Origin of the sequence: Streptomyces albicerus, from assembly GCF_008905045.1 — a bacterium.
Taxonomy (GTDB): domain Bacteria; phylum Actinomycetota; class Actinomycetes; order Streptomycetales; family Streptomycetaceae; genus Streptomyces; species Streptomyces albicerus.
Genome location: NZ_VWMY01000015.1, coordinates 49,604 through 73,844, shown reverse-complemented (window position 1 = coordinate 73,844; position 24,241 = coordinate 49,604). Strand labels below are relative to the sequence as shown.

Here is a 24,241-nt window from a genome sequence, read left to right as displayed (position 1 = left end):
GATCCAGGGCTTGCGTCATGTCTGCACGGCTACGGGGCTGCCGACGAAATTCGTTGACCTGTGGTTTTGCGGATCATGCCTCAGCACGTCGCGTACCAGTAGGCCGACGGCTACGGGGTCACCAGGTTGAAGACCGGGTAGATCTTCGGCTCCACCTCCGGAGCACCGGCCTCCCGCAGGAGCGGCAGGACGACTTCACTGAACCGTCGGAACGCTTCCTCGGACTCCCAGACGTCGGCGACGTACCAGCCGTTGGGAGTGGGGGCAGAGGTGTGCGAGATGAGGCCTGGTACAGGCCAGTCCGCAGGGCTCTTGACCAGGCCACGGTCGCGGTTCACCTTGTTGGCAACCTGTTCGTACTGGGCCTGCGTCATGCCGGGTTGGTCGAAGATCGCGATGATCGCCACGCTGGGCTCCCTTGCGCGCAAGTTTGCAGAGTCAGGCCCAGCCGACCATCTCGGTGAGCCGGCCGCACCTCCGGCTGCGCCGTACGGATGGACGACTCGAAGCTGTCCGCGCCGGTCGAGTGCTTCGGGTCCGCGCGCCGCCCTTTCGTCACCCAGTACCCGCGCAGTTCGTCGGTGACCCTCTACGCTGAACAGGCCCGAAAACGGCCGGTGACGTGCTGTGACGCCCTGCGAGATCAACACGCTATTACAACGTGATCACTGTCATGGGGCTACTTTCGGCGGCATGCGACTACACATACGCCAAGACCCCGTCTTCAGCTAAAGCGCTGATGGCGGGGTCTCTGGGCACCTCATACAGGGTGCCCCCGGCAGGATTCGAACCTGCGCACACGGCTCCGGAGGCCGTTGCTCTATCCCCTGAGCTACGGGGGCGTGTCGGGCGCGGTGTTCGCGGCGACGGGTAGAACCCTACCAGCTCTTTCGGGGTCGTCATGAACCGGTTTTGGGGGTGGGAGAGGAGGTGCCGGGGGTCGTTCGGATCTTGGGGACGGGTGGGTCAGGGATCGCCCGAGCGGGGTGGAAGTGGGGAAAAGCCGGACGCGGCCGTACGCGCCGACCTACTCTCGAGTTGTGCCAGGCGCGTCGGGTCGGGTGCTTGTTGTGGACGACAACAAGGTCATCCGGCAACTGATCAGGGTCAACCTCGAGCTGGAGGGTTTCGAGGTCGTGACCGCGGCCGACGGTGTCGAGTGTCTGGACGTCATTCATCAGGTTCGGCCCGATGTCGTCACCCTGGATGTCGTGATGCCCCGGCTGGACGGGTTGCGGACCGCCGCCCGGCTCCGGGCCGACCCGCGCACTCGCAACCTTCCGCTCGCCATCGTGAGCGCCTGCACGCAGTACGAGGTCGAAAGCGGCCTCGACGTAGGCGTGGACGCCTTCCTGGCCAAGCCGTTCGAACCTGCCGAACTGGTCCGCCTCGTACGGCAGTTGATGGAGCGGAGGGGGGCGGGGGTCGCCGGTTCAGGCAGCGCGTCCAGCGGATCCAGCGCCTCCGGGACAGCCAATGCGTCCAGTACGACGTTCGAGAGTGCCGAGAGCGTCTACGGGACAGGGGAGACCGAGCGAGCCGGCCGCACCGGCAGCTGAGTGCAACTGAGTGCAACTGAGTGAGGACCGGCAGATCGCCCGCCTCCCATGACGCTCGATACTCGTACGTTCCGTGACGACCGGCACTCGTGCGTTCCATTACGACCGGCGGCCATGCGCTCCGTGACGTCCCCCGCCCCCACCCCGTCCACATCCCGGTCCCTCCCCCAAACCCGTTCGCCTACCCACCCCCCTCCTCCCCTACGCTTGTCCCGTGACCCCCGTCGAGCTCTCTCGTACCGTCCTGCGCGCAGTGCGCCGTGCGGTGGACGCGGGCGAGCTCACCGCGCCCGTCCCCGAGCGCGCGCTGGTCGCGCCCCCCGGCCCCGGCGGTCGCGGCGACTACGCCACCAACGTCGCCCTGCAGCTGGCCCGACCCGCCGGCCGTCCTTCGCGCGAGGTCGCCGAGATCCTGCGGGCGCACATCACCGACGCCGAGGGCGTGACCAAGGTCGAGATCACCGGCCCAGGCTTCCTCAACATCACCCTTGATGGACGGGCGCAGGCCCTCGTCGCGGAGATCCTGCGGCGGGGAGAGCAATACGGGTACGGGTACGGGTATGGGTACGGGGCTGGCGACAAGTCGACCGGGGAGCTCGTCCAGCTGCACTACCCGTGCGAGGTACGCGCCGCCGTCACCGGTCAAGTCGTCGCCCGGATCCTCCGTTCCCAGGGCGCCCTGGTCCGTACGTCCTGCGAGGCCGAGCCCGATCCGGCGTGGGCGGAACCCCTCGGCGTCACCGTCGTCGCCCACGGCAGGCCTGGCGCGGCCGCCCCCCTCGACACTCACGGCAAGCCAAGCGCGCCCACCCCCCTCACCGTCAACCTCCGCCCCGTCCCCGCCCCCGAAGACCCCACCCCCCTCGGCCGCGACGCCGCCCGCTGGGCCCTCCTTCACCCCGCGCCCCACGACCACCCCCGCATCACCGCGGACCACCTCGTCCAGCGCGAGACCAACCCCCTCTTCCGGGTCCGTTACGCCCACGCCCGCACCCGGGCGCTCACCCGCAACGCCGCCGCCCTCGGCTTCACCAGCACCCCCGGCGACGTAGAAGTAGAAGACGTAGAAGTAGAAGGCATAGAGGTAGAAGACGTAGACGCAGACGGGGACGCATCGCGCGCCGCCGGCAGCGCACACGGCGTCCTCGACGCCCTCGCCGCGTACCCGCACGCCCTCGCCGCCGCGGCCCGGCACCGCGGGCCCGACCGTCTCGCCCGGCATCTCGTCACCACCGCCGACGCGATGCTCGCCTTCCAGCACACCGTGCTTCCGCTGGGCGACGAGAAACCCTCGGCCGCCCACCGCGCCCGGCTCGCGCTCGCCGAAGCCGCCGGGACGGTGCTGGCCGGCGGCCTGACCCTGCTCGGCATCGACGCACCCGAACATCTCTGAGAAAGCCCATACAGACATGAGCCGTTCCGCACACCCCGCCGGGCCCCGTCACGCCGATGTCCTGCCCGAGGGCCACTACACCGCCCCGCCCGCCGACCTCAACGCCCTCGACCCGAAGGTCTGGGCCCAGACCGTCACGCGTACGGACACGGGCGAGGTCAGCGTCGGCGGGATCGACGTGACGACGCTCGCCGAGGAGTTCGGCACCCCCGCCTACTTCGTCGACGAGACCGACTTCCGGGCCCGGGCGCGTGCTTGGCGTACCGCCTTCGGTCACGACGCCGATGTCTTCTACGCCGGCAAGGCGTTCCTGTCGCGCGCCATCGTGCGCTGGCTGCACGAAGAAGGGCTCAACCTCGACGTCTGCTCCGGCGGCGAGCTCAGCACCGCCCTCTCCGCCGGCATGCCCGCCGACCGCATCGCCTTCCACGGCAACAACAAGTCGACGGGAGAGATCCAGCGGGCCATCGAGGCCGGCGTCGGGCGGATCGTTCTTGACTCCTTCCAGGAGATCGTGCGTGTCGCGCACATCGCGCAGAGTCTCGGTAAGCGGCAGCGTGTGCAGATTCGCGTCACCGTCGGCGTCGAGGCCCACACGCACGAGTTCATCGCCACCGCGCACGAGGACCAGAAGTTCGGGATTCCGCTCGCCGGGGGGCAGGCCGCCGAGGCCGTACGGCGTGCCCTCCAGCTCGAGGGGCTCGAACTCATCGGCATCCACAGCCACATCGGGTCGCAGATCTTCGACACGTCCGGCTTCGAGGTCGCCGCGCACCGGGTCGTCGGGCTGCTCAAGGACATCCGCGACGAGCACGGCGTCGAGCTTCCCGAGATCGACCTCGGCGGCGGTCTCGGCATCGCCTACACCAGCGACGACGACCCGCGAGAGCCCCACGAGATCGCCAAGGCGCTCACCGAGATCGTGCAGCGCGAGTGCGAGTCCGCCAAGCTGCGCATGCCGCGCATCTCCGTCGAGCCCGGCCGCGCCATCGTCGGCCCGACCGCCTTCACCCTCTACGAGGTCGGCACCATCAAGCCCCTCGACGGACTGCGTACGTACGTCTCCGTCGACGGCGGCATGTCCGACAACATCCGTACCGCGCTGTACGACGCCGAGTACAGCGTCGCCCTCGTCTCCCGTACGAGTGACGCCCAGCCCATGCTCGTACGCGTCGTCGGCAAGCACTGCGAGAGTGGCGACATCGTCGTGAAGGACGCCTTCCTGCCCTCCGACCTCGCGCCGGGTGACCTCATCGCGGTCCCGGCCACCGGCGCGTACTGCCGCTCGATGGCCAGCAACTACAACCACGCCCTGCGTCCGCCGGTCGTCGCGGTCCGCGAGGGCGAGGCGCGGGTGATCGTCCGACGGGAGACGGAGGAGGACCTCCTGCGTCTCGACGTCGGCTGAGAGAACCGAAGGCGCCATCCCGAGACGGGCGGAAGATCTCCTGTCTTCCGCCCGCGTACAAATGAAATAGACATCTCACGATCCGGACGAGGGATAGAAACTCCCGTCCGGTGAGTGAGACTGGTCCCACCGTGACGGTATGAGGAAACGAGGTCGGATGATGCGTACGCGTCCGCTGAAGGTGGCGCTGCTGGGCTGTGGGGTTGTCGGCTCAGAGGTGGCGCGCATCATGACGACGCACGCCGACGATCTCGCCGCGCGGATCGGAGCCCCCGTCGAGCTGGCGGGCGTCGCCGTCCGCAGGCCCACCAAGGTCCGCGAGGGCATCGACCCGTCTCTCGTCACCACCGACGCGACCGCCCTGGTCAAACGGGGCGACATCGACGTCGTCGTCGAGGTCATCGGCGGCATCGAGCCCGCCCGTTCGCTCATCACCACCGCCTTCGAGCACGGCGCCTCCGTCGTCTCCGCGAACAAGGCGCTCCTCGCCCAGGACGGCGCCGCGCTGCACGCCCTCGCCGAGGAGCAGGGCAGGGACCTCTATTACGAGGCCGCCGTCGCCGGTGCCATCCCGTTGATCCGCCCGCTGCGCGAGTCCCTCGCCGGCGACAAGGTCAACCGCGTGCTGGGGATCGTCAACGGCACCACCAACTTCATCCTCGACAAGATGGATTCGACGGGCGCCGGGTATCAGGAGGCGCTCGACGAGGCCACCGCGCTCGGGTACGCGGAAGCCGACCCCACCGCCGACGTCGAGGGCTTCGACGCCGCCGCCAAGGCCGCCATCCTCGCCGGAATCGCCTTCCACACGCGCGTGCGCCTCGACGACGTGTACCGCGAGGGCATGACCGAGGTCACCGCCGCCGACTTCGCCTCGGCGAAGGAGATGGGCTGCACCATCAAGCTGCTCGCCATCTGCGAGCGGGCCGCCGACGGGGGATCGGTCACCGCGCGCGTGCACCCCGCCATGATCCCGCTGAGCCACCCGCTCGCTTCCGTGCGCGGCGCGTACAACGCCGTGTTCGTGGAGTCGGACGCCTCCGGGCAGCTCATGTTCTACGGGCCGGGCGCGGGCGGCGCCCCGACCGCCTCGGCCGTCCTCGGTGACCTCGTCGCCGTCTGTCGCAACAAGCTCAGCGGCGCGACCGGCCCCGGCGACTCGGCGTACGCCCAACTGCCCGTGAGCCCCATGGGCGAGGTCGTGACCCGTTACCACATCAGCCTCGACGTGGCGGACAAACCGGGTGTTCTCGCCCAGGTGGCAACCGTCTTCGCCGAGCACGGCGTCTCGATCGATACGGTTCGCCAGCAGGGCAAGGACGGCGAGGCCTCCCTCGTCGTCGTCACGCACCGCGCGTCCGACGCGTCCCTCAACGGGACCGTCGAGGCGTTGCGCAACCTCGACACCGTGCGGGGTGTCGCCAGCATCATGCGGGTTGAAGGAGAGTAACCAGCAATGACCCACCAGTGGCGCGGAATCATCGAGGAGTACCGGGACCGGCTGCCGGTATCCGACACCACGTCGGTCGTGACGCTCCGTGAGGGCGGCACGCCGCTCGTGCCCGCGCAGGTGCTCTCCGAGCGCACGGGCTGTGAGGTTCACCTCAAGGTCGAGGGTGCGAACCCCACCGGGTCCTTCAAGGACCGCGGCATGACCATGGCCATCACGCGGGCCAAGGAGGAGGGCGCGAAGGCAGTCATCTGCGCCTCGACGGGCAACACGTCGGCCTCCGCCGCCGCGTATGCCGTACGGGCCGGAATGGTCTGCGCCGTTCTCGTCCCGCAGGGCAAGATCGCGCTCGGCAAGATGGGGCAGGCCCTCGTGCACGGCGCGAAGATCCTCCAGGTCGACGGCAACTTCGACGACTGCCTCACCCTCGCGCGCAATCTCTCCGACAACTACCCGGTGGCGCTGGTCAATTCGGTCAACCCGGTGCGTATCGAGGGCCAGAAGACCGCCGCGTTCGAGATCGTGGACATGCTCGGGGACGCCCCCGACATCCACGTCCTGCCGGTGGGCAACGCGGGCAACATCACCGCGTACTGGAAGGGTTACACGGAGTACGCCGCCGACGGGATCGCCGAGCAGACCCCGCGCATGTGGGGATTCCAGGCCTCCGGTTCCGCGCCCATCGTGCGCGGCGAGATCGTCAAGGATCCCTCGACGATCGCCACCGCGATCAGGATCGGCAACCCGGCCTCGTGGAAGTTCGCGCTGGCCGCGCGGGACGAGTCGGGTGGCTTCATCGACGAGGTGACGGACCGTGAGATCCTGCGCGCCTACCGGCTGTTGGCCGCGCAGGAGGGTGTCTTCGTCGAGCCCGCGTCGGCCGCGTCCGTCGCAGGCTTGCTGAAGGCCGCCGAGCAGGGCAAGGTCGACCCGGGCCAGCGCATCGTCTGCACGGTGACCGGAAACGGCCTCAAGGACCCCGACTGGGCCGTCGCGGGCGCCCCGCAGCCGGTCACGGTCCCCGTCGACGCCGCCACGGCCGCCGAGCGCCTCGGCCTGGTCTAACACGGGTCCTTGACCCGTACTGGCCGACAGCGAGTGAGCCGAAGGGGCGCGCCGGTGTCGAGACGGCGAACGCGCGGAGGCCCGACGAAGGAGGGTCGAGCACGATCGCCCTCTCGACACAGGCTCCAGCGCCCCGGAGGCGAACCGAGCTCTAAAAAAGGGGGGGTGCACGAGGGGCTTACGACACGCATCGTGCGCCTCCTGTGCGCCCTATGTCGCCACAGAACCTTCCTTCGATAGGCTGTACTGAACCCGCCCGCCGCATATGCCGCGGTGCCGCGTCGTCCTTGCGGCCTGAGGGTCTTCCGCATTTTCCGTATGTCTCGCAGGATTTCGAAAATCTCGCAGCTCAAGCTCAAGGAGAGTCATCGAGCGATGGCCGGTCCAGCGTTCCGCGCCGCCGCCGTCCGGGTGCGCGTCCCAGCCACCAGTGCCAACCTCGGCCCGGGCTTCGACGCCCTCGGCCTGTCACTGGGGCTGTACGACGACGTGGTCGTCCGGGTGGCCGACTCCGGCCTGAACATCGACATCGCGGGTGAGGGCAGCGAGACGCTCCCCCGTGACGAGAACCACCTCCTCGTACGCTCGCTGCGCACCGCCTTCGATCTGCTCGGCGGACAGCCGCGCGGCCTCGAGATCGTCTGCGCCAACCGCATCCCGCACGGCCGCGGCCTCGGCTCCTCGTCCGCCGCGATCTGCGCCGGCATCGTCGCCGCACGCGCTGTGACCATAGGCGGCGACAGCAAGCTCGACGACGAGGCGCTTCTGGAGCTCGCCACCGAGATCGAGGGTCACCCCGACAACGTCGCGGCCTGTCTGCTCGGCGGCTTCACGCTGTCCTGGATGGAGGGCGGCGCCGCGCGCGCCATCAGGATGGAGCCCGCCGGTTCCATCGTTCCGGTGGTCTTCGTACCGGCGAAGCCGGTCCTGACCGAGACCGCCCGCGGGCTTCTCCCGCGCACCGTTCCGCACGTCGACGCCGCCGCCAACGCGGGCCGCGCCGCACTACTCGTAGAGGCCCTGACCAGGCGCCCCGAGCTGCTGCTGCCCGCCACTGAAGACCGTCTGCACCAGGAGTACCGCGCACCGGCCATGCCGGAGAGCGCGGCGCTGGTGGAGCGGCTGCGGGCCGACGGAATCCCCGCGGTGATCTCCGGTGCCGGGCCCACCGTGCTCGCGCTCGCCGACGAGGCCGCGGCCGACAAGGTCGCACGACTGGCGGGCGAGGGCTGGGCGGCCAACCGGCTGGGCCTCGACGCCACGGGAGCGAGCGTGCTGCCGCTTGCTCCGTGACACACGGTTGCCGGATTTCGAGAGGGGGAATGTTTGTTGGATCCGGTAGTGTTAATCTCAAGTCTGCACCCGACCCCACCATGGCGAGGTGCTTCGTGTCCCCGTCCGGGACAACCATTCTTCCGGGAGCCTCCCAAACTGCTTTGTGCCATGCATTGGGTGCTACGCGCTGAGCGGTGCTGAGCACGCTCCGGAACCGGCGTGACCGAGCCGATGGACACCGAACCTCAGTGCCACGGCCCCGGGAAACGCCATCCCAGATATTCCCTCCGCCTTTTGGCGGACCACCGCCCCGGCACGGTCCACACAGCAAGGACCACTGTCGGACAGCACAACCGGTCGCCGAGCCAGACAGGCCGACGTCCGCTCCAGGGAAGGACCCTTCGTGAGCGACACCACCGATCTGATGGGCGCACGTGTCGAGGAGACCGCTGCCGCGCCCGCCACGGACGCCTCCGCGCCTGCCACCGGTGCCGGCTCCCGTCGGCGCCGCGGTACCGGCCTCGAGGGCATGGTGCTGGCCGAGCTGCAGCAGGTCGCATCCGGCCTCGGCATCAGGGGCACCGCGCGGATGCGCAAGAGCCAGCTGATCGAGGTCATCAAGGAGGCGCAGGCGGGCGGAGGTGCTCCGGCCAAGGCCGAGGCAGCCACCGAGACCAAGCCCAAGCGCCGTACCACCTCGAAGGCCCGTACGGGCGATGAAGCCGCTCCCGCCGAGAAGAAGGCGGAGGCCAAGGCCGAGAAGGCCGTGGCTCAGCAGCAGATCGAGATCCCCGGCCAGCCCGCGAGTGACGACGCCCCGGCCGAGCGCCGCCGGCGTCGTGCGACCGCCGAGGCAGGCAGCCCCGAGACGGTCACTGCCGAGGCGAAGAGCGAGCCGAAGGCCGAGACGCCCGTCCAGACCCAGACCCAGGCTCAGCCCCAGGGTGAGGCCAAGGGCGACGCCGGTGACGGCGAGGGCCGTCAGGGCCGCCGCGACCGCCGTGATCGCGGCGAGCGTGACCGGGGCGACCGTGACCGCGGCGAGCGTGACCGCGGTGGCCGGGACCGCGACCGCCGTGGCAAGGGCGACGAGCAGCAAGGCGGCCAGGGCGGCGGCGGACAGCAGCGCCAGGACCGTCAGGACCGTCAGCAGCAGGGCGGCGGCCGTCAGGACCGTCAGGACCGCCAGCGTGACAACGGCCCGCAGGACGACGACGACTTCGAGGGTGGCCGCCGCGGCCGCCGCGGTCGTTACCGGGACCGCCGTGGCCGCCGTGGCCGCGACGAGTTCGGCGCCCAGGAGCCGCAGCTCGCCGACGACGACGTCCTGATCCCCGTCGCGGGCATCCTGGACATCCTCGACAACTACGCGTTCATTCGTACGTCGGGCTACCTGCCCGGTCCGAACGACGTGTACGTCTCCCTCGCCCAGGTCCGCAAGAACGGTCTGCGCAAGGGCGACCACGTCACGGGCGCGGTCCGTCAGCCCAAGGAGGGCGAGCGCCGCGAGAAGTTCAACGCGCTGGTCCGCCTGGACTCCGTCAACGGCATGGCGCCCGAATCCGGGCGCGGGCGACCGGAGTTCAACAAGCTGACGCCGCTGTACCCGCAGGACCGGCTCCGCCTGGAGACCGACCCGGGTGTGCTGACGACCCGCATCATCGACCTCGTCGCGCCGATCGGTAAGGGCCAGCGCGGTCTGATCGTGGCCCCGCCGAAGACCGGCAAGACCATGATCATGCAGGCGATCGCCAACGCGATCACGCACAACAACCCCGAGTGCCACCTGATGGTCGTCCTCGTCGACGAGCGTCCGGAAGAGGTCACCGACATGCAGCGGTCGGTGAAGGGCGAGGTCATCTCCTCGACCTTCGACCGTCCGGCCGAGGACCACACCACGGTCGCGGAGCTCGCCATCGAGCGTGCCAAGCGCCTGGTGGAGCTGGGCCACGACGTCGTCGTCCTGCTCGACTCGATCACGCGTCTGGGCCGTGCGTACAACCTCGCCGCTCCGGCCTCCGGCCGCATCCTGTCCGGTGGTGTCGACTCGACCGCGCTGTACCCGCCGAAGCGCTTCTTCGGTGCCGCGCGCAACATCGAGGACGGCGGCTCGCTGACCATCATGGCCACCGCGCTGGTCGACACCGGCTCGCGCATGGACGAGGTGATCTTCGAGGAGTTCAAGGGCACCGGCAACCTCGAGCTCAAGCTGGACCGCAAGCTCTCCGACAAGCGGATCTTCCCGGCGGTGGACGTGGACTCGTCCAGCACCCGCAAGGAAGAGATCCTGCTGGGCAGCGACGAACTCGCCATCACCTGGAAGCTGCGTCGCGTGCTGCACGCGCTCGACCAGCAGCAGGCGATCGAGCTGCTGCTCGACAAGATGAAGCAGACGAAGTCGAACGCCGAGTTCCTGCTGCAGATCCAGAAGACGACGCCGATGCCGGGCAACGGCAACGACTGACGTCGGCAGAGCTGGTACCGCTGAGGGCCGTCCCCGTCACACGGGGGCGGCCCTTCGCGTTGCCGAAGCCCGTGGAAAAGCGTCCGGTGAAGAGACCTTCGCCACAGATGTGAAGATCGCCACGTGTGCCCGGAAGCGCGCAGTCCGCCGGCGAAAGCGCAGGTGAGCCGTCGACCGCCCGCCTCGCCTCTCACACAGCGTGTCCACCGGTCCACAGTCCGGTCACAGCGCGTTGTGCAACCCTTCTTTCGGTTTCAACGTCTGACCAGACGGGTCTTGACAGAGACGTCACGGCGAACGACCACGCCTGACCCTGACCGCAGGGGGTAACCGAACGACCGAGGACTGAGGAGCACATGCCTGCCGAGAGCCTGCCCGAACCCGGCACCCCGGAGGATTCCGGTACCAGCGGCCCGCGCCACCGCGCCAAGGGCCGCCGCCGCAAGCCGCGGAGCAAGCGCCACAAGGCGCTCCTCGTCACGGCCTGGGCGGCGGCGGGTGTCGTGGTGCTGGGCGGTACCGGCCTCGGGTACATGTACTTCAAGCTCAACGACAACATCAAGAGCGTCGACATCAACCAGGCCCTCGGCACCGACCGGCCCCTGGACGTCGACAACGGCTCGCAGGACATCCTCGTACTCGGCTCCGACACCCGCTCCGGCAGCAACAAGAAGCTCGGCGGCGGCACCGACGACGGCAGCGCCCGCTCGGACACCGCGATGATCGTGCACGTCTACGAGGGCCACAAGAAGGCCAGCGTGGTCTCCATACCCCGCGACACCCTCGTGGACCGGCCCGAGTGCACCGACAGCGAGGGTGTCGAGCACGACGCCGCCAACGGGGCGATGTTCAACTCGGCGTACACGACGGGCGGTGCCACCTGCGCCGTGAAGACCGTCGAGTCGATGACCGGCATCCGCATGGACCACTACATCGAGGTCGACTTCAGCGGGTTCCAGAAGCTCATCGACGAGCTCGGCGGCGTCAAGCTCACCACGACCAAGGACATCAAGGACACCGACAGCCATCTGAACCTGAAGGCCGGCACGCACACGCTCACCGGCAAGCAGGCGCTCGGCCTGGTCCGCACCCGGCACGGCGTCGGCGACGGCTCCGACCTCGGCCGGATCCAGCTCCAGCAGGCGTTCATCAAGGCCCTGGTCGAGCAGGTCAAGGACATCGGCGTACTGAGCAACCCGAAGAAGCTGTTCGACCTCGCCGATTCCGCGACCAAGGCCGTCACCACCGACTCCGACCTCGGCTCGGTCAGGGAACTGGCCTCCTTCGCCAACGGGCTCAAGGGCATCAGCTCGTCGAAGATGAACATGGTCACGATGCCGGTCCAGTACGACCCCGCGGACGGCAACCGCGTCCTCATCGACAAGACCAAGTCCCAGCAGGTCTGGAACGCCCTGAGGAACGACCGCCCCATCCCGAAGACGGCCACCGAGGGCACGGCGACGGGCGACGCGAAGGGCGTGGTCAGCGGCGGCTGAGGGGGCGCCCCGTAAGGGGCGCGGGGCTGTGACATTTTGCGGCTCCGCCGCGTGGGCGCGACCAGCCCAAAAACGGCCCGCAGACGCCCACGGAGCCAACGAGGCACCCCGTCCCGCGAACCACTCCCACCCCCAGGGAATAGACAACCCCGTCCCCCGGTTTTGGGGGATGGCACCAGTCCTGGCAGACTGGTACGTCGGCCCCGGTTCACGCTCCGCACCCCGCGGCAGCGACCCGGCGCCCTCCCGAAACTAGGAGACACCTTGAAGCGCGACATCCACCCCGAGTACGTCGAGACGCAGGTCAGCTGCACCTGTGGCGCGTCGTTCACCACCCGTAGCACGATCCAGAGCGGTTCCATCCGCGCTGAGGTCTGCTCCGAGTGCCACCCGTTCTACACGGGCAAGCAGAAGATCCTCGACACCGGTGGCCGTGTGGCCCGCTTCGAGGCCCGTTTCGGCAAGGCTGCCGCTGCCAAGAAGTAGCGAGCTCACAGCGCCGGTCTCCGGTGCCTCCGTCCAGGGGGCGCTGGGACCGGCGCTTTGCGGTGCAGCCCTTATTCGTCGTACCTACGTCCCCGAGCCCATGATGGAGCCGGGGGCAGCCCATTGGAGCCGGAGATGTTCGAGGCGGTCGAGGAACTCATCGGCGAGCACGCCGATCTGGAGAAGAAGCTCGCTGACCCGTCGGTGCACGCCGACCAGGCCAACGCGCGCAAGCTCAACAAGCGCTACGCCGAGCTGACCCCGATCGTCGCGACGTACCGCTCCTGGAAGCAGACCGGGGACGACATCGAGACGGCGAAGGAGTTCATCGCCGACGATCCCGACTTCGCGGCCGAGGTCAAGGAGCTGGAGAAGCAGCGCGAGGAGCTCACCGAGAAGCTGCGCCTGCTGCTGGTCCCGCGCGACCCCAGCGACGACAAGGACGTCATCCTCGAGATCAAGGCGGGCGCGGGCGGCGACGAGTCGGCCCTCTTCGCCGGCGACCTGCTGCGCATGTACCTGCGGTACGCCGAGCGCGTCGGCTGGAAGACCGAGATCATCGACTCCACCGAGTCCGAGCTCGGCGGCTACAAGGACGTCCAGGTCGCCGTGAAGACCAAGGGCGGCCAGGGCGCCACCGAGCCGGGCCAGGGTGTCTGGGCGCGGATGAAGTACGAGGGCGGTGTGCACCGCGTGCAGCGGGTGCCGTCGACCGAGTCGCAGGGCCGTATCCACACCTCCGCCGCCGGTGTGCTCGTCACGCCCGAGGCAGAGGAGGTCGACGTCGAGATCCACGCGAACGACCTGCGGATCGATGTCTACCGGTCCTCCGGGCCCGGCGGCCAGTCCGTCAACACCACCGACTCCGCCGTGCGCATCACGCACATTCCCACCGGAGTCGTCGCCTCCTGCCAGAACGAGAAGAGCCAACTGCAGAACAAGGAGCAGGCGATGCGTATCCTGCGCTCCAGGCTCCTCGCCGCGGCGCAGGAGGAGGCCGAGCGGAATGCCGCGGACGCCCGCCGCAGCCAGGTCCGCACCGTCGACCGCTCCGAGAAGATCCGTACGTACAACTTCCCGGAGAACCGCCTCTCCGACCACCGTGTCGGCTTCAAGGCGTACAACTTGGACCAGGTCCTGGACGGCGATCTCGACGCGGTGATCCAGGCCTGCGTCGACGCCGACTCGGCCGCCAAGCTCGCCGCGGCGTAAGGCACGTACAAGTACATATCCGCACGACGGACAACAGCTCAGCCCCGGAGGACCAGCGTGAACCTGCTGCTCGCGGAAGTGGCCCAGGCCACCCAGCGGCTGGCCGACGCCGGCGTGCCCTCGCCGCGCAACGACGCCGAGGAGCTCGCCGCCTTCGTGCACGGCGTGAAACGGGGCGAGCTGCACACCGTCAAGGACGCGGACTTCGACGCCCGTTACTGGGAGGTGATCGCGCGCCGCGAGGCCCGCGAGCCGCTCCAGCACATCACCGGGCGCGCCTTCTTCCGCTACCTGGAACTCCAGGTCGGGCCAGGGGTGTTCGTGCCGCGGCCGGAGACCGAGTCGGTCGTCGGGTGGGCCATAGACGCGGTCCGCGCGATGGACGTCGTCGAGCCGCTCATCGTCGACCTCTGTACGGGCTCCGGCGCCATCGCGCTCGCCATGGCGCAGGAGGTGCCGCGCTCCCGCGTACACGCCGTCGAACTGTCCGAGGACGCCCTCCGGTGGACCCGTAAGAACGTCCAGGGATCCAGGGTCGACCTGCGCCAGGGCAACGCCCTGGACGCCTTCCCCGACCTCGACGGCCAGGTCGACCTCGTCATCTCCAATCCGCCGTACATCCCGCTGACCGAATGGGAGTACGTCGCTCCCGAGGCCCGGGACTACGACCCCGAACTCGCCCTGTTCTCGGGCGAGGACGGACTCGACCTCATCCGCGGTCTGGAGCGCACCGCGCACCGGCTGCTGCGGCCCGGCGGCGTCGTCGTCATCGAACACGCCGACACGCAGGGCGGGCAGGTGCCGTGGATCTTCACCGAGGAGCGGGGCTGGGCCGACGCCGCGGACCACCCCGACCTCAACAACCGGCCGCGGTTCGCGACCGCCCGCAGGGCGATGCCATGACCGGGCCGAAGTCTTGCGTGGACGACGTGAAAATCGTTAAATGCGCGGCCAACGGGGCCCGCGTGTTCGAGGAGGCTTGCTGATATGGCACGGCGATACGACACCAACGACGCGACCGACCGCTCCACCGGTCTGCGCGAAGCCGCGTCCGCCGTCCGCCGGGGTGAGCTGGTGGTGCTGCCGACCGACACCGTGTACGGCGTCGGCGCCGACGCGTTCAGCTCGGAGGCCGTGTCCGACCTGCTCGAGGCCAAGGGGCGTGGCCGGAACATGCCCACGCCCGTCCTCATCGGCTCCCCGAACACGCTGCACGGCCTGGTCACCGACTTCTCCGAGATGGCCTGGGAGCTCGTCGACGCCTTCTGGCCGGGCGCGTTGACCCTCGTCGCCAAGCACCAGCCGTCCCTCCAGTGGGACCTGGGGGACACCCGTGGCACCGTCGCCGTGCGCATGCCGCTGCACCCGGTCGCCATCGAACTGCTCACGGAGGTCGGCCCGATGGCCGTCTCCTCCGCGAACCTCACGGGACACCCGGCTCCCGAGGACTGCGACGCCGCGCAGGAGATGCTCGGCGATTCCGTCTCCGTGTACCTGGACGGCGGGCCCACCCCCGGCAACGTCCCCTCCTCGATCGTCGACGTGACCGGCAAGGTGCCCGTGCTCCTGCGTGCGGGCGCCCTGTCGGCCGAGGAGCTGCGCAAGGTCGTACCCGACCTCGAGGTGGCGAATTGACAGCCCCTGACGCGGGGCGTGGCATAGGTACGGGGACGGGGAACAGAGGGGCTTACGGCGACGGGGCCTCGGGGGACTCCTTCCGCATCCTCCACGTCAGCACCGGCAACGTGTGCCGCTCGCCGATCACCGAGCGGCTGACCCGCCATGCCCTGGCGGACCGGCTCGGCGACCCCCTGTGGGGCGGCCTGATCGTGGAGAGCGCCGGCACCTGGGGCCACGAGGGCGCGCCCATGGAGGCCAACGCGGAGGCGGTCCTCGCCGACTTCGGCGCGGACGCCTCCGGCTTCGTGGGCCGTGAACTCCTCGACGAGCACGTCATCAGGGCCGACCTGGTCCTGACAGCCACCCGCGACCATCGCGCCCAGGTCATCTCCATGGGCCACTCCGCGGGCCTGCGCACCTTCACGCTGAAGGAGTTCACCCGCCTGGTCCGCGCCATAGACCCGGCAACGCTCCCTCCCCTGGACGACGGCATGGTCGAACGCGCCCGTGCCCTGGTTCGCGCTGCGGCAGCTCTACGCGGGTGGCTTCTCGCCCCGACGGCGGAAGCGGACGAGGTGTACGACCCGTACGGGGCGCCGTTGCCGTTCTTCCGCTCGGTGGGTGATGAGATCAATCAGGCGCTGGATCCGGTGGTCACGGCACTGACGGGCGTTCCTGCCCGCACCTGATCGGGCGGGATCGTCGCTCCGGGCTCGGGCACCTGCTCGGACGTAACACCGGGCGCAGCAGGGGACACGGTTCTACATTGGACGTAGCGTTCCCCCGTCGAGGTCCGGAGTCCGCCATGCCGGTCACACATGCGCTTGAAGGTCCGCTGTCGGTCGATGTGCTCGGCCGGCAGGATCCGGAGCTGGCCGAAATCCTCCTCGGGGAGCTGGAGCGGCAGTCGACGACGCTGCAGCTGATCGCCGCCGAGAACTTCACCTCGCCGGCCGTGCTGGCCGCGCTGGGCTCGCCGCTCGCGAACAAGTACGCCGAGGGATACCCCGGCGCCCGGCACCACGGCGGCTGCGAGATCGTCGACGTGGCCGAGCGCATCGCCGTGGAGCGCGCCAAGGCCCTTTTCGGCGCCGATCACGCCAACGTGCAGTCCCACTCCGGGAGTTCGGCCGTACTGGCCGCGTACGCCGCCCTGCTGCGCCCGGGAGACACCGTCCTCGCGATGGGCCTGCCGCACGGCGGCCACCTCACGCACGGATCGCCGGCGAACTTCTCCGGCAGGTGGTTCGACTTCGTCGGGTACGGCGTCGACCCGGAGAGCGGGCTCATCGACTACGAGCAGATGCGGGCGCTGGCCCGGACGCACCGGCCGAAAGCGATCGTGTGCGGGTCGATCTCGTATCCCCGGCACATCGACTACGCGGCCTTCCGGGAGGTGGCGGACGAGGTCGGCGCGTATCTCATCGCCGACGCCGCCCATCCCATGGGACTCGTCGCCGGGGGAGCGGCGCCCAGCCCGGTGCCGTACGCCGATGTCGTGTGCGCGACCACCCACAAGGTGCTGCGCGGCCCGCGCGGCGGCATGCTGCTGTGCGGGAGCGAACTGGCCGAGCGGGTGGACCGGGCGGTGTTCCCGTTCACGCAGGGCGGGGCACAGATGCACACCATCGCCGCCAAGGCCGTAGCGTTCGGCGAGGCGGCGACCCCGGCCTTCACCGCGTACGCCCATCAGGTGGTCGCGAACGCGCGGGTGCTCGCGCAGAGTCTGGCCGCCGAAGGGCTCCCGGTCACCACCGGCGGCACCGACACCCACCTGCTGACCGTCGACCCGGCACCGCTCGGTGTGGACGGCCGCACCGCGCGCGGCCGCCTCGCCGCCGCCGGAATGGTCCTCGACACCTGCGCGCTGCCCCACCCGGACGTGCGCGGACTGCGTCTGGGCACGGCCGCCGTCACCACCCAGGGGATGGGCGAGGCCGAGCTGGCCCGCATCGCCGTGCTGTTCGCGACGGCCTTGCGCGACGAGTCCGCCGGTCGTCACGTGCGTGAAGAAGTACGGGATCTGACCGGAAGATTTCCGCCCTATCCCGGCTAGGGAGGGGTAGACGACCCTTGTGCACAGCCACTCGTGCAACCATCGGCTCTACCCGGAAGTCCCCAACCGTATGCGCACGAAGCTAGGGTGTGGGGCTGAGATGGCCAGCGAGACCTGTGGGGAAGCCCGTGCGTGAATACCTCCTGACGCTCTGCATCACGGCCGCGGTGACGTACCTGCTGACCGGGCCGGTGCGGAAGTTCGCGATCGTGGCCGGAGCGATGCCGGAGATCCGGGCACGTGACGTGCACCGGGAACCCACACCGCGGCTCGGCGGCATCGCGATGTTCTTCGGACTGTGCGCCGGCCTGCTGGTCGCCGACCATCTGACGAACCTCAGTGAGGTCTTCGAGAACTCCAACGAACCCAGGGCCCTGCTCTCCGGCGCCGCGCTGATCTGGCTGATCGGCGTCCTGGACGACAAGTTCGAGATCGACGCCCTGATCAAGCTCGGCGGCCAGATGATCGCCGCGGGCGTGATGGTCATGCAGGGTCTGACGATCCTGTGGCTGCCGATCCCCGGCGTGGGCTCGGTCTCGCTGACCCAGTGGCAGGGCACGCTGCTGACGGTCGCGCTCGTCGTGATCACCATCAACGCCGTGAACTTCGTCGACGGCCTCGACGGCCTCGCCGCCGGCATGGTGTGCATCGCGGCCGCAGCGTTCTTCATGTACGCCTACCGCATCTGGTACGGCTACGGGCTGGAGTCCGCCGCCCCCGCCACCCTCTTCTCCGCGATCCTCATGGGCATGTGCCTGGGCTTCCTGCCGCACAACATGCACCCCGCGCGGATCTTCATGGGCGACTCGGGCTCCATGCTCATCGGCCTGGTGCTCGCGGCCGGTGCCATCTCCATCACCGGGCAGGTCGACCCCGACGCGATGGGTCTCTTCGCCGGGTCCGAGAAGGAGGCCGTGCACCAGACGGTGCCGGTCTACATTCCGCTCCTGCTGCCGCTGACGATCATCGCCGTCCCGGCGGCCGACCTGGTGCTCGCCATCGTGCGGCGCACCTGGAACGGCCAGTCGCCGTTCGCCGCCGACCGCGGCCACCTGCACCACCGGCTCCTGGAGATCGGCCACTCGCACAGCCGGGCCGTGCTCATCATGTACTTCTGGTCGGCCCTGGTCGCCTTCGGCGCCCTCGCGTACTCGGTGAACTCGGGCGCCATGTGGATCGTGCTCGGCATCATGGCGCTCAGCGCGGTGGGCCTCGTCCTGCTCCTGCTGCCGCGCTTCACGCCGCGCACCCCGCGCTGGGCCGAGCACTTCGTGCCGCCCCGCTATCGCCGTCGTAGGGCCGTGGACGTGTCCGCGGAGGCCGCGCCGGCTGTCGCGTACGCCACCAGCGGCGGGACGCAGGACGGGGCGGACGGCGAGGCTCATGGTGACGGCGCCGCCCAGGACTCGGAACACCGCACTCCGGTTGCCGTCGGTGTCTCAGGTGTCAACGGGGCGACGGCCGTTGGATCCCGTTCGCGCCTCCTGGACGAGCGCAAGGCCGGGTCGTCGCGCTGACTCGAGGTAAGAATCTCGCAAGAGCCGTCGTGACAGCCCCAATCGCGAACTGCCCTAATACCAGGCAAACTGGTCGCGCGGGTGCACAGACGTGCAGGTTCACTCTCATGTGTGACGCCGGGCACACCAACCAGGTAAAGACCTCATCAAATAGTTTGTGATACGGTTCACGAGACCCCGGGGCAGAGCCGAAGGACCGCAGTGCGACGGTCCATTGGCGTGAGGTTCTCTCTCGGCCCGGGACTACGCTCGTCCATGACGACACCCTGCCCCCCTTAGTAAGCGGAGTTGCCGCCATGCCGTCCAATGACGTCCGGATCCTTCTCCAGGCCGCTGTGCCCACAGCTGCCGCCGGCGCGATTGCCGCCGTCGTCAGTGGTGTGGTCGCCGGTGGCAAGGGAGTGGTCGGGGCGGTCGTCGCGACGCTGGTCGTGATCCTCTTCATGGGCATCGGGCTGTATGTTCTGCAGCGCACCGCCAAAACGCTTCCGCACCTTTTCCAGGCGATGGGTCTGATGCTCTATACGGCACAGATTCTTCTGCTGTTCATCTTCGTCGCGGCCTTCAAGAACACCACGCTGTTCAACCCCAAGGCCTTCGCGATCACGCTGGTCGCCACCACGCTCGCGTGGATCGGCGCCCAGGCGCGTGCCCACATGAAGGCCAAGATCCTCTACGTCGAACCCGACTCCTCGAAGGGCGACAAGCCCGAAAAGACGGGGCACTCGTCGTGAGGAGTAGGGCCGGGATAAGTGCGCGTAAGAGATCCTGCTATCGTCCGGTGCCAACTGCGGCATCGCGGGCGCGGGCATATGAGCTGACGCCTGCTCTAGCGCGAGGCTCGATGCCCTCTTGCCGCCCCCACATCCGTAACACCAGTCCAGTGCCGAACCGCGGCTGCGCGCCGCGCCGACACAACGAGGTTGCCGTACCTATGCGCCACGCTGAAGGAGCCCGCGGTGAGTGCTGACCCGACGCAGGTGCTCGCCTTCGAGACCGACTGCCACCTTTTTGATGGGTGTGGCTTCCCGGCTCCGGGCCTGCACTCGTTCCTGTTCGAGCCGCTCTGGGGCGACGCCGACGGCAACGGCCTCTACTTCAACAAGCCCATGCTGCTCGCCCTGATCGGCTCCATCGTCGTGGTGGGCTTCTTCTGGGCCGCGTTCGCCAGGCCGAAGGTGGTTCCGGGCAAGCTGCAGATGGTCGCCGAGGCCGGCTACGACTTCGTACGCCGCGGGATTGTCTACGAGACGATCGGCAAGAAGGAAGGCGAGAAGTATGTTCCGCTCGCCGTAGCGCTGTTCTTCTTCATCTGGATGATGAACCTCTGGTCGATCGTTCCGCTCGCCTCGTTCCCGGTGACGTCGATCATCGCGTACCCGATGGTCCTCGCGGCGATCGTGTACATCACCTGGGTTTCGCTGACCTTCAAGCGCCACGGCTTCGTCGGTGCCTTCAAGAACTTCACCGGCTACGACAAGTCGCTCGGCCCGGTGCTGCCGCTGGCCATGACCATCGAGTTCTTCTCGAACCTGCTGGTCCGCCCGTTCACGCACGCGGTGCGACTCTTCGCGAACATGTTCGCGGGGCACACCCTGCTCCTGCTCTTCACGATCGCCGCCTGGTACATGCTGAACGGCATTGGCATCGCGTACTCGGCCGTCTCGTTCGTGATGGTCATCGTGATGACCGCTTTCGAGCTCTTCATCCAGGCAGTCCAGGCGTACGTCTTCGTCCTCCTGACCTGCACCTTCATCCAGGGCGCGCTCGCCGAGCACCACTGAGCACCCCGCTTTCGCACCCATAGCCGTCCGGTGGCCAACCCCCACCGGTCCGTAAAGAGAAGGAAGAACTCTCATGGCTACCCTCGCTGCTGTCACCGGTGACCTCGGTTCCGTCGGTTACGGTCTCGCGGCCATCGGCCCCGGCGTCGGCGTCGGCATCATCTTCGGTAACGGCACCCAGGCCCTCGCCCGCCAGCCTGAGGCTGCCGGCCTGATCCGCGCCAACCAGATCCTCGGCTTCGCCTTCTGTGAGGCGCTCGCCCTCATCGGTCTCGTCATGCCGTTCGTCTACTAAGACGAGCCCCTGACGACCGACCCTTTCGACGAAAGGCATTGATGTGAGTCCCGCCCTGGTATTCCTGGCGGCTGAGGGAGAGAAGGAAAACCCCCTCATCCCGCCGTGGCCGGAGCTTGTCATCGGCCTGATCGCCTTCGTCATCGTCTTCGGCTTCCTCGCCAAGAAGCTCCTCCCGAACATCAACAAGGTTCTGGAAGAGCGTCGCGAGGCCATCGAGGGCGGTATCGAGAAGGCCGAGGCCGCTCAGACCGAGGCCCAGAGCGTGCTTGAGCAGTACAAGGCTCAGCTCGACGAGGCCCGGCACGAGGCCGCGCGTCTGCGCCAGGAGGCGCAGGAGCAGGGCGCCACGCTCATCGCCGAGATGCGCGCGGAAGGCCAGCGGCAGCGTGAGGAAATCATCGCCGCCGGCCACACCCAGATCGAGGCCGACCGCAAGGCCGCCTCGTCCGCGCTGCGCCAGGACGTCGGCCAGCTGGCCACCGAACTGGCCGGCAAGCTCGTCGGTGAGTCCCTCGAGGACCACGCCCGGCAGAGCCGCACCATCGACCGGTTCCTCGACGAGCTCGAGGAGAAGGCCGAGGCGTCGCGATGAACGGAGCGAGCCGCGAGGCCCTGGCTGCCGCACGTGAGCGTCTCGACGCGCTGACGGACAACACGTCCGTGGACGCGGCGCAGCTCGCCAGCGAGCTGGCCGCCGTCACCGCGCTGCTCGACCGCGAGGTGTCGCTGCGTCGGGTCCTCACCGACCCTGCGCAGGCAGGCGAGGCGAAGGCCGAGCTGGCCGGGCGCCTCCTCGGCAGCCAGGTCAGCGGCACCACCGCCGACCTGGTGGCCGGTCTGGTGCGCTCCCGCTGGTCGCGGTCACGCGACCTGGTGGACTCCGTCGAGGAGCTGGCGGACATCGCCGACCTCTCGGCGGCCCAGCAGGCGAACACGCTCGACAACGTCGAGGACGAGCTCTTCCGGTTCGGCCGGATCGTCTCTTCGAACACCGAGCTGCGGGCCGCACTGACCCACCGCGGCGCCGGCACCGCGTCCAAGAGCGAGCTGCTGCGCAGCCTGCTCGGCGGCCGGGCCGACGCAGTGACGGAGCGGTTGGTCACGCGCCTTGTGACCGCGCCCCGGGGACGTAGCCTGGAATCGGGACTCGAGTCCCTGTCCAAGCTCGCCGCCGACCGTCGTAACCGCATGGTCGCCGTCGTCACCTCGGCGGTTCCGCTGAGCGACCCGCAGAAGCAGCGCCTGGGCGACGCCCTCGCGAAGCTCTACGGCCGCAAGATGCACCTCAACCTCGACGTGGACCCCGAGGTCCTCGGCGGGATCCGGGTGCAGGTCGGCGACGAGGTCATCAACGGCTCCATCGCGGACCGGCTCGAGGACGTCGGCCGCCGCATGGCGAGCTAGCAGCAACTCAATACGCGTAACCAAGTAGTACTTACGGCCCTGGTTGGGCCGTGCAGAGGATTCCTGGGGGCCCGCGGCGTAGCCGCTGAGGGAAACAGCCCCAGACCCCCCAAGAAAACTTCGGGCCCAACAAGGAGAGCAGGGAACCCAGATGGCGGAGCTCACGATCCGGCCGGAGGAGATCCGGGACGCGCTGGAGAACTTTGTCCAGTCGTACAAGCCGGACGCGGCCTCGCGCGAGGAGGTCGGTACGGTCACCGTCGCCGGCGACGGTATCGCCAAGGTGGAGGGCCTGCCCTCGGCCATGGCGAACGAGCTGCTGAAGTTCGAGGACGGCACTCTCGGTCTCGCGCTGAACCTGGAAGAGCGCGAGATCGGTGCGGTCGTCCTCGGCGAGTTCAGCGGTATCGAGGAGGGCCAGCCGGTCACCCGTACCGGCGAGGTCTTGTCGGTGGCCGTCGGCGAGGGCTACCTCGGCCGCGTTGTCGACCCGCTCGGCACCCCGATCGACGGCCTCGGCGAGATCGAGACGTCCGGCCGCCGCGCCCTCGAGCTGCAGGCACCGGGCGTCATGGTCCGTAAGTCGGTGCACGAGCCGATGGAGACCGGCTACAAGGCCGTCGACGCGATGACCCCGATCGGCCGTGGCCAGCGTCAGCTGATCATCGGTGACCGCCAGACCGGCAAGACCGCGCTGGCCGTCGACACGATCATCAACCAGCGCGACAACTGGCGCACGGGCGACCCGAAGAAGCAGGTCCGCTGCGTCTACGTCGCCATCGGCCAGAAGGGCTCGACCATCGCCTCCGTGCGTGGCGCCCTCGAAGAGGCCGGCGCGCTGGAGTACACGACCATCGTCGCCGCCCCGGCGTCCGACCCGGCCGGCTTCAAGTACCTTGCGCCGTACACCGGTTCGGCCATTGGCCAGCAGTGGATGTACGAGGGCAAGCACGTCCTCATCATCTTCGACGACCTTTCGAAGCAGGCCGACGCCTACCGCGCCGTGTCGCTGCTGCTCCGTCGCCCGCCGGGGCGCGAGGCCTACCCCGGTGACGTCTTCTACCTGCACTCCCGTCTGCTGGAGCGCTGCGCGAAGCTCTCCGACGACATGGGCGCGGGCTCGATGACCGGTCTGCCGATCGTCGAGACGAAGGCCAACGACGTCTCGGCGTTCATCCCGACCAACGTCATCTCCATCACCGACGGCCAGTGCTTCCTGGAGTCGGACCTGTTCAACGCCGGTCAGCGTCCCGCGCTGAACGTCGGTATCTCCGTCTCCCGAGTCGGTGGTTCCGCGCAGCACAAGGCGATGCGTCAGGTCTCCGGCCGTCTGCGCGTGGACCTCGCCCAGTTCCGTGAGCTGGAGGCGTTCGCCGCCTTCGGTTCCGACCTGGACGCCTCGTCGAAGGCCCAGTTGGAGCGCGGTCAGCGGATGGTCGAGCTGCTCAAGCAGGCTCAGTACCAGCCGATGGCCACCGAGGACCAGGTCGTCTCCGTCTGGGCCGGTACCACCGGCAAGATGGACGAGGTGCCGGTCAACGACATCCGCCGCTTCGAGAAGGAGCTCCTGGAGTACCTGCACCGCAAGGAGCAGGGCCTCATGACCTCCATCAAGGAGGGCGGCAAGATGTCGGACGACACCCTGCAGGCCATCGCCGACGCGATCGCGGACTTCAAGAAGCAGTTCGAGACGTCGGACGGCAAGCTGCTCGGCGAGGACACCCCTGCCGCTGCGGGCAAGTGACGACGGAAGG

General features: G+C 68.9%; 22 protein-coding genes and 1 tRNA gene. 21 read left to right on the top strand and 2 right to left on the bottom strand.

What is annotated here, in order from left to right; all coding sequences use genetic code 11:
* Nucleotides 1-110: 110 nt before the first annotated feature.
* Together GAS53_RS15155 and GAS53_RS15150 are read right to left on the bottom strand one after the other, a co-directional pair.
* Nucleotides 111-407, bottom strand: coding sequence for a hypothetical protein (locus tag GAS53_RS15155; RefSeq protein WP_151478108.1), 297 nt, complete (start codon nt 405-407; stop codon nt 111-113).
* 363 nt (nt 408-770) lie between these two features.
* A tRNA-Arg gene (locus GAS53_RS15150) sits at nt 771-842 on the bottom strand.
* Nucleotides 843-1,061: 219 nt separating this feature from the next.
* Between GAS53_RS15150 and GAS53_RS15145 the strand changes: the two genes are divergently transcribed.
* From GAS53_RS15145 to atpA, 21 genes are all read left to right on the top strand, one after another.
* Nucleotides 1,062-1,559, top strand: a complete 498-nt coding sequence (locus tag GAS53_RS15145; protein WP_151478193.1) for a response regulator — start codon at nt 1,062-1,064, stop codon at nt 1,557-1,559.
* 214 nt (nt 1,560-1,773) lie between these two features.
* The gene (gene nrtL / locus GAS53_RS15140; protein WP_151478107.1) at nt 1,774-2,952 is read left to right on the top strand and encodes an ArgS-related anticodon-binding protein NrtL; all 1,179 of its coding nucleotides are present in this window, start codon (nt 1,774-1,776) and stop codon (nt 2,950-2,952) included.
* A gap of 16 nt (nt 2,953-2,968) precedes the next feature.
* Nucleotides 2,969-4,360 (top strand): diaminopimelate decarboxylase, encoded by a 1,392-nt coding sequence (gene lysA / locus GAS53_RS15135; protein ID WP_151478106.1) that lies wholly within the window; start codon nt 2,969-2,971, stop codon nt 4,358-4,360.
* A gap of 157 nt (nt 4,361-4,517) precedes the next feature.
* The gene (locus tag GAS53_RS15130; RefSeq protein ID WP_192583117.1) at nt 4,518-5,810 is read left to right on the top strand and encodes a homoserine dehydrogenase; all 1,293 of its coding nucleotides are present in this window, start codon (nt 4,518-4,520) and stop codon (nt 5,808-5,810) included.
* 6 nt (nt 5,811-5,816) lie between these two features.
* A complete protein-coding gene (gene thrC, locus GAS53_RS15125) occupies nt 5,817-6,875 on the top strand; it encodes a threonine synthase (protein WP_151478105.1) in 1,059 nt (352 codons plus the stop codon).
* Between the two features lie 375 nt (nt 6,876-7,250).
* Entirely contained in the window at nt 7,251-8,168 is a 918-nt protein-coding gene (gene thrB, locus GAS53_RS15115; RefSeq protein WP_151478104.1) for a homoserine kinase, read from the top strand.
* A 385-nt stretch (nt 8,169-8,553) separates the two neighbouring features.
* The gene (rho, locus tag GAS53_RS15110; protein ID WP_151478103.1) at nt 8,554-10,614 is read left to right on the top strand and encodes a transcription termination factor Rho; all 2,061 of its coding nucleotides are present in this window, start codon (nt 8,554-8,556) and stop codon (nt 10,612-10,614) included.
* 356 nt (nt 10,615-10,970) lie between these two features.
* Nucleotides 10,971-12,110: an LCP family protein gene (locus tag GAS53_RS15105; RefSeq protein WP_151478102.1), complete on the top strand. Its 1,140-nt coding sequence runs from the start codon at nt 10,971-10,973 to the stop codon at nt 12,108-12,110.
* 264 nt (nt 12,111-12,374) lie between these two features.
* Complete coding sequence (gene rpmE / locus GAS53_RS15095; RefSeq protein ID WP_151478101.1) at nt 12,375-12,596, top strand: 50S ribosomal protein L31; 222 nt, start codon at nt 12,375-12,377, stop codon at nt 12,594-12,596.
* A gap of 135 nt (nt 12,597-12,731) precedes the next feature.
* On the top strand, nt 12,732-13,808 hold the full coding sequence (prfA, locus tag GAS53_RS15090; RefSeq protein ID WP_151478100.1) for a peptide chain release factor 1: 1,077 nt from the start codon (nt 12,732-12,734) through the stop codon (nt 13,806-13,808).
* Between the two features lie 57 nt (nt 13,809-13,865).
* On the top strand, nt 13,866-14,711 hold the full coding sequence (gene prmC / locus GAS53_RS15085; RefSeq protein WP_151478099.1) for a peptide chain release factor N(5)-glutamine methyltransferase: 846 nt from the start codon (nt 13,866-13,868) through the stop codon (nt 14,709-14,711).
* An 84-nt stretch (nt 14,712-14,795) separates the two neighbouring features.
* Nucleotides 14,796-15,443 (top strand): L-threonylcarbamoyladenylate synthase, encoded by a 648-nt coding sequence (locus GAS53_RS15080; RefSeq protein ID WP_151478098.1) that lies wholly within the window; start codon nt 14,796-14,798, stop codon nt 15,441-15,443.
* Nucleotides 15,440-16,117, top strand: coding sequence for an arsenate reductase/protein-tyrosine-phosphatase family protein (locus GAS53_RS15075; RefSeq protein WP_151478097.1), 678 nt, complete (start codon nt 15,440-15,442; stop codon nt 16,115-16,117). Before GAS53_RS15080 ends, GAS53_RS15075 begins: the two co-directional genes overlap by 4 nt.
* A 116-nt stretch (nt 16,118-16,233) precedes the next feature.
* Nucleotides 16,234-17,484 (top strand): serine hydroxymethyltransferase, encoded by a 1,251-nt coding sequence (locus tag GAS53_RS15070; protein WP_151478096.1) that lies wholly within the window; start codon nt 16,234-16,236, stop codon nt 17,482-17,484.
* A gap of 128 nt (nt 17,485-17,612) precedes the next feature.
* On the top strand, nt 17,613-19,001 hold the full coding sequence (locus tag GAS53_RS15065) for an MraY family glycosyltransferase (RefSeq protein ID WP_151478095.1): 1,389 nt from the start codon (nt 17,613-17,615) through the stop codon (nt 18,999-19,001).
* Nucleotides 19,002-19,297: 296 nt separating this feature from the next.
* On the top strand, nt 19,298-19,735 hold the full coding sequence (locus tag GAS53_RS15060; RefSeq protein ID WP_151478094.1) for a hypothetical protein: 438 nt from the start codon (nt 19,298-19,300) through the stop codon (nt 19,733-19,735).
* Nucleotides 19,736-19,960: 225 nt separating this feature from the next.
* Entirely contained in the window at nt 19,961-20,785 is an 825-nt protein-coding gene (gene atpB, locus GAS53_RS15055) for a F0F1 ATP synthase subunit A (protein ID WP_151478093.1), read from the top strand.
* A 73-nt stretch (nt 20,786-20,858) separates the two neighbouring features.
* Nucleotides 20,859-21,080: an ATP synthase F0 subunit C gene (atpE, locus tag GAS53_RS15050; RefSeq protein ID WP_151478092.1), complete on the top strand. Its 222-nt coding sequence runs from the start codon at nt 20,859-20,861 to the stop codon at nt 21,078-21,080.
* Nucleotides 21,081-21,123: 43 nt separating this feature from the next.
* Nucleotides 21,124-21,675 carry a F0F1 ATP synthase subunit B gene (locus GAS53_RS15045; protein ID WP_151478091.1) on the top strand — a complete coding sequence of 184 codons (552 nt, stop codon included), beginning with the start codon at nt 21,124-21,126 and terminating at the stop codon, nt 21,673-21,675.
* The gene (locus GAS53_RS15040; protein ID WP_151478090.1) at nt 21,672-22,487 is read left to right on the top strand and encodes a F0F1 ATP synthase subunit delta; all 816 of its coding nucleotides are present in this window, start codon (nt 21,672-21,674) and stop codon (nt 22,485-22,487) included. Before GAS53_RS15045 ends, GAS53_RS15040 begins: the two co-directional genes overlap by 4 nt.
* A gap of 151 nt (nt 22,488-22,638) precedes the next feature.
* Entirely contained in the window at nt 22,639-24,231 is a 1,593-nt protein-coding gene (gene atpA / locus GAS53_RS15035) for a F0F1 ATP synthase subunit alpha (protein ID WP_151478089.1), read from the top strand.
* Nucleotides 24,232-24,241 lie beyond the last annotated feature (10 nt).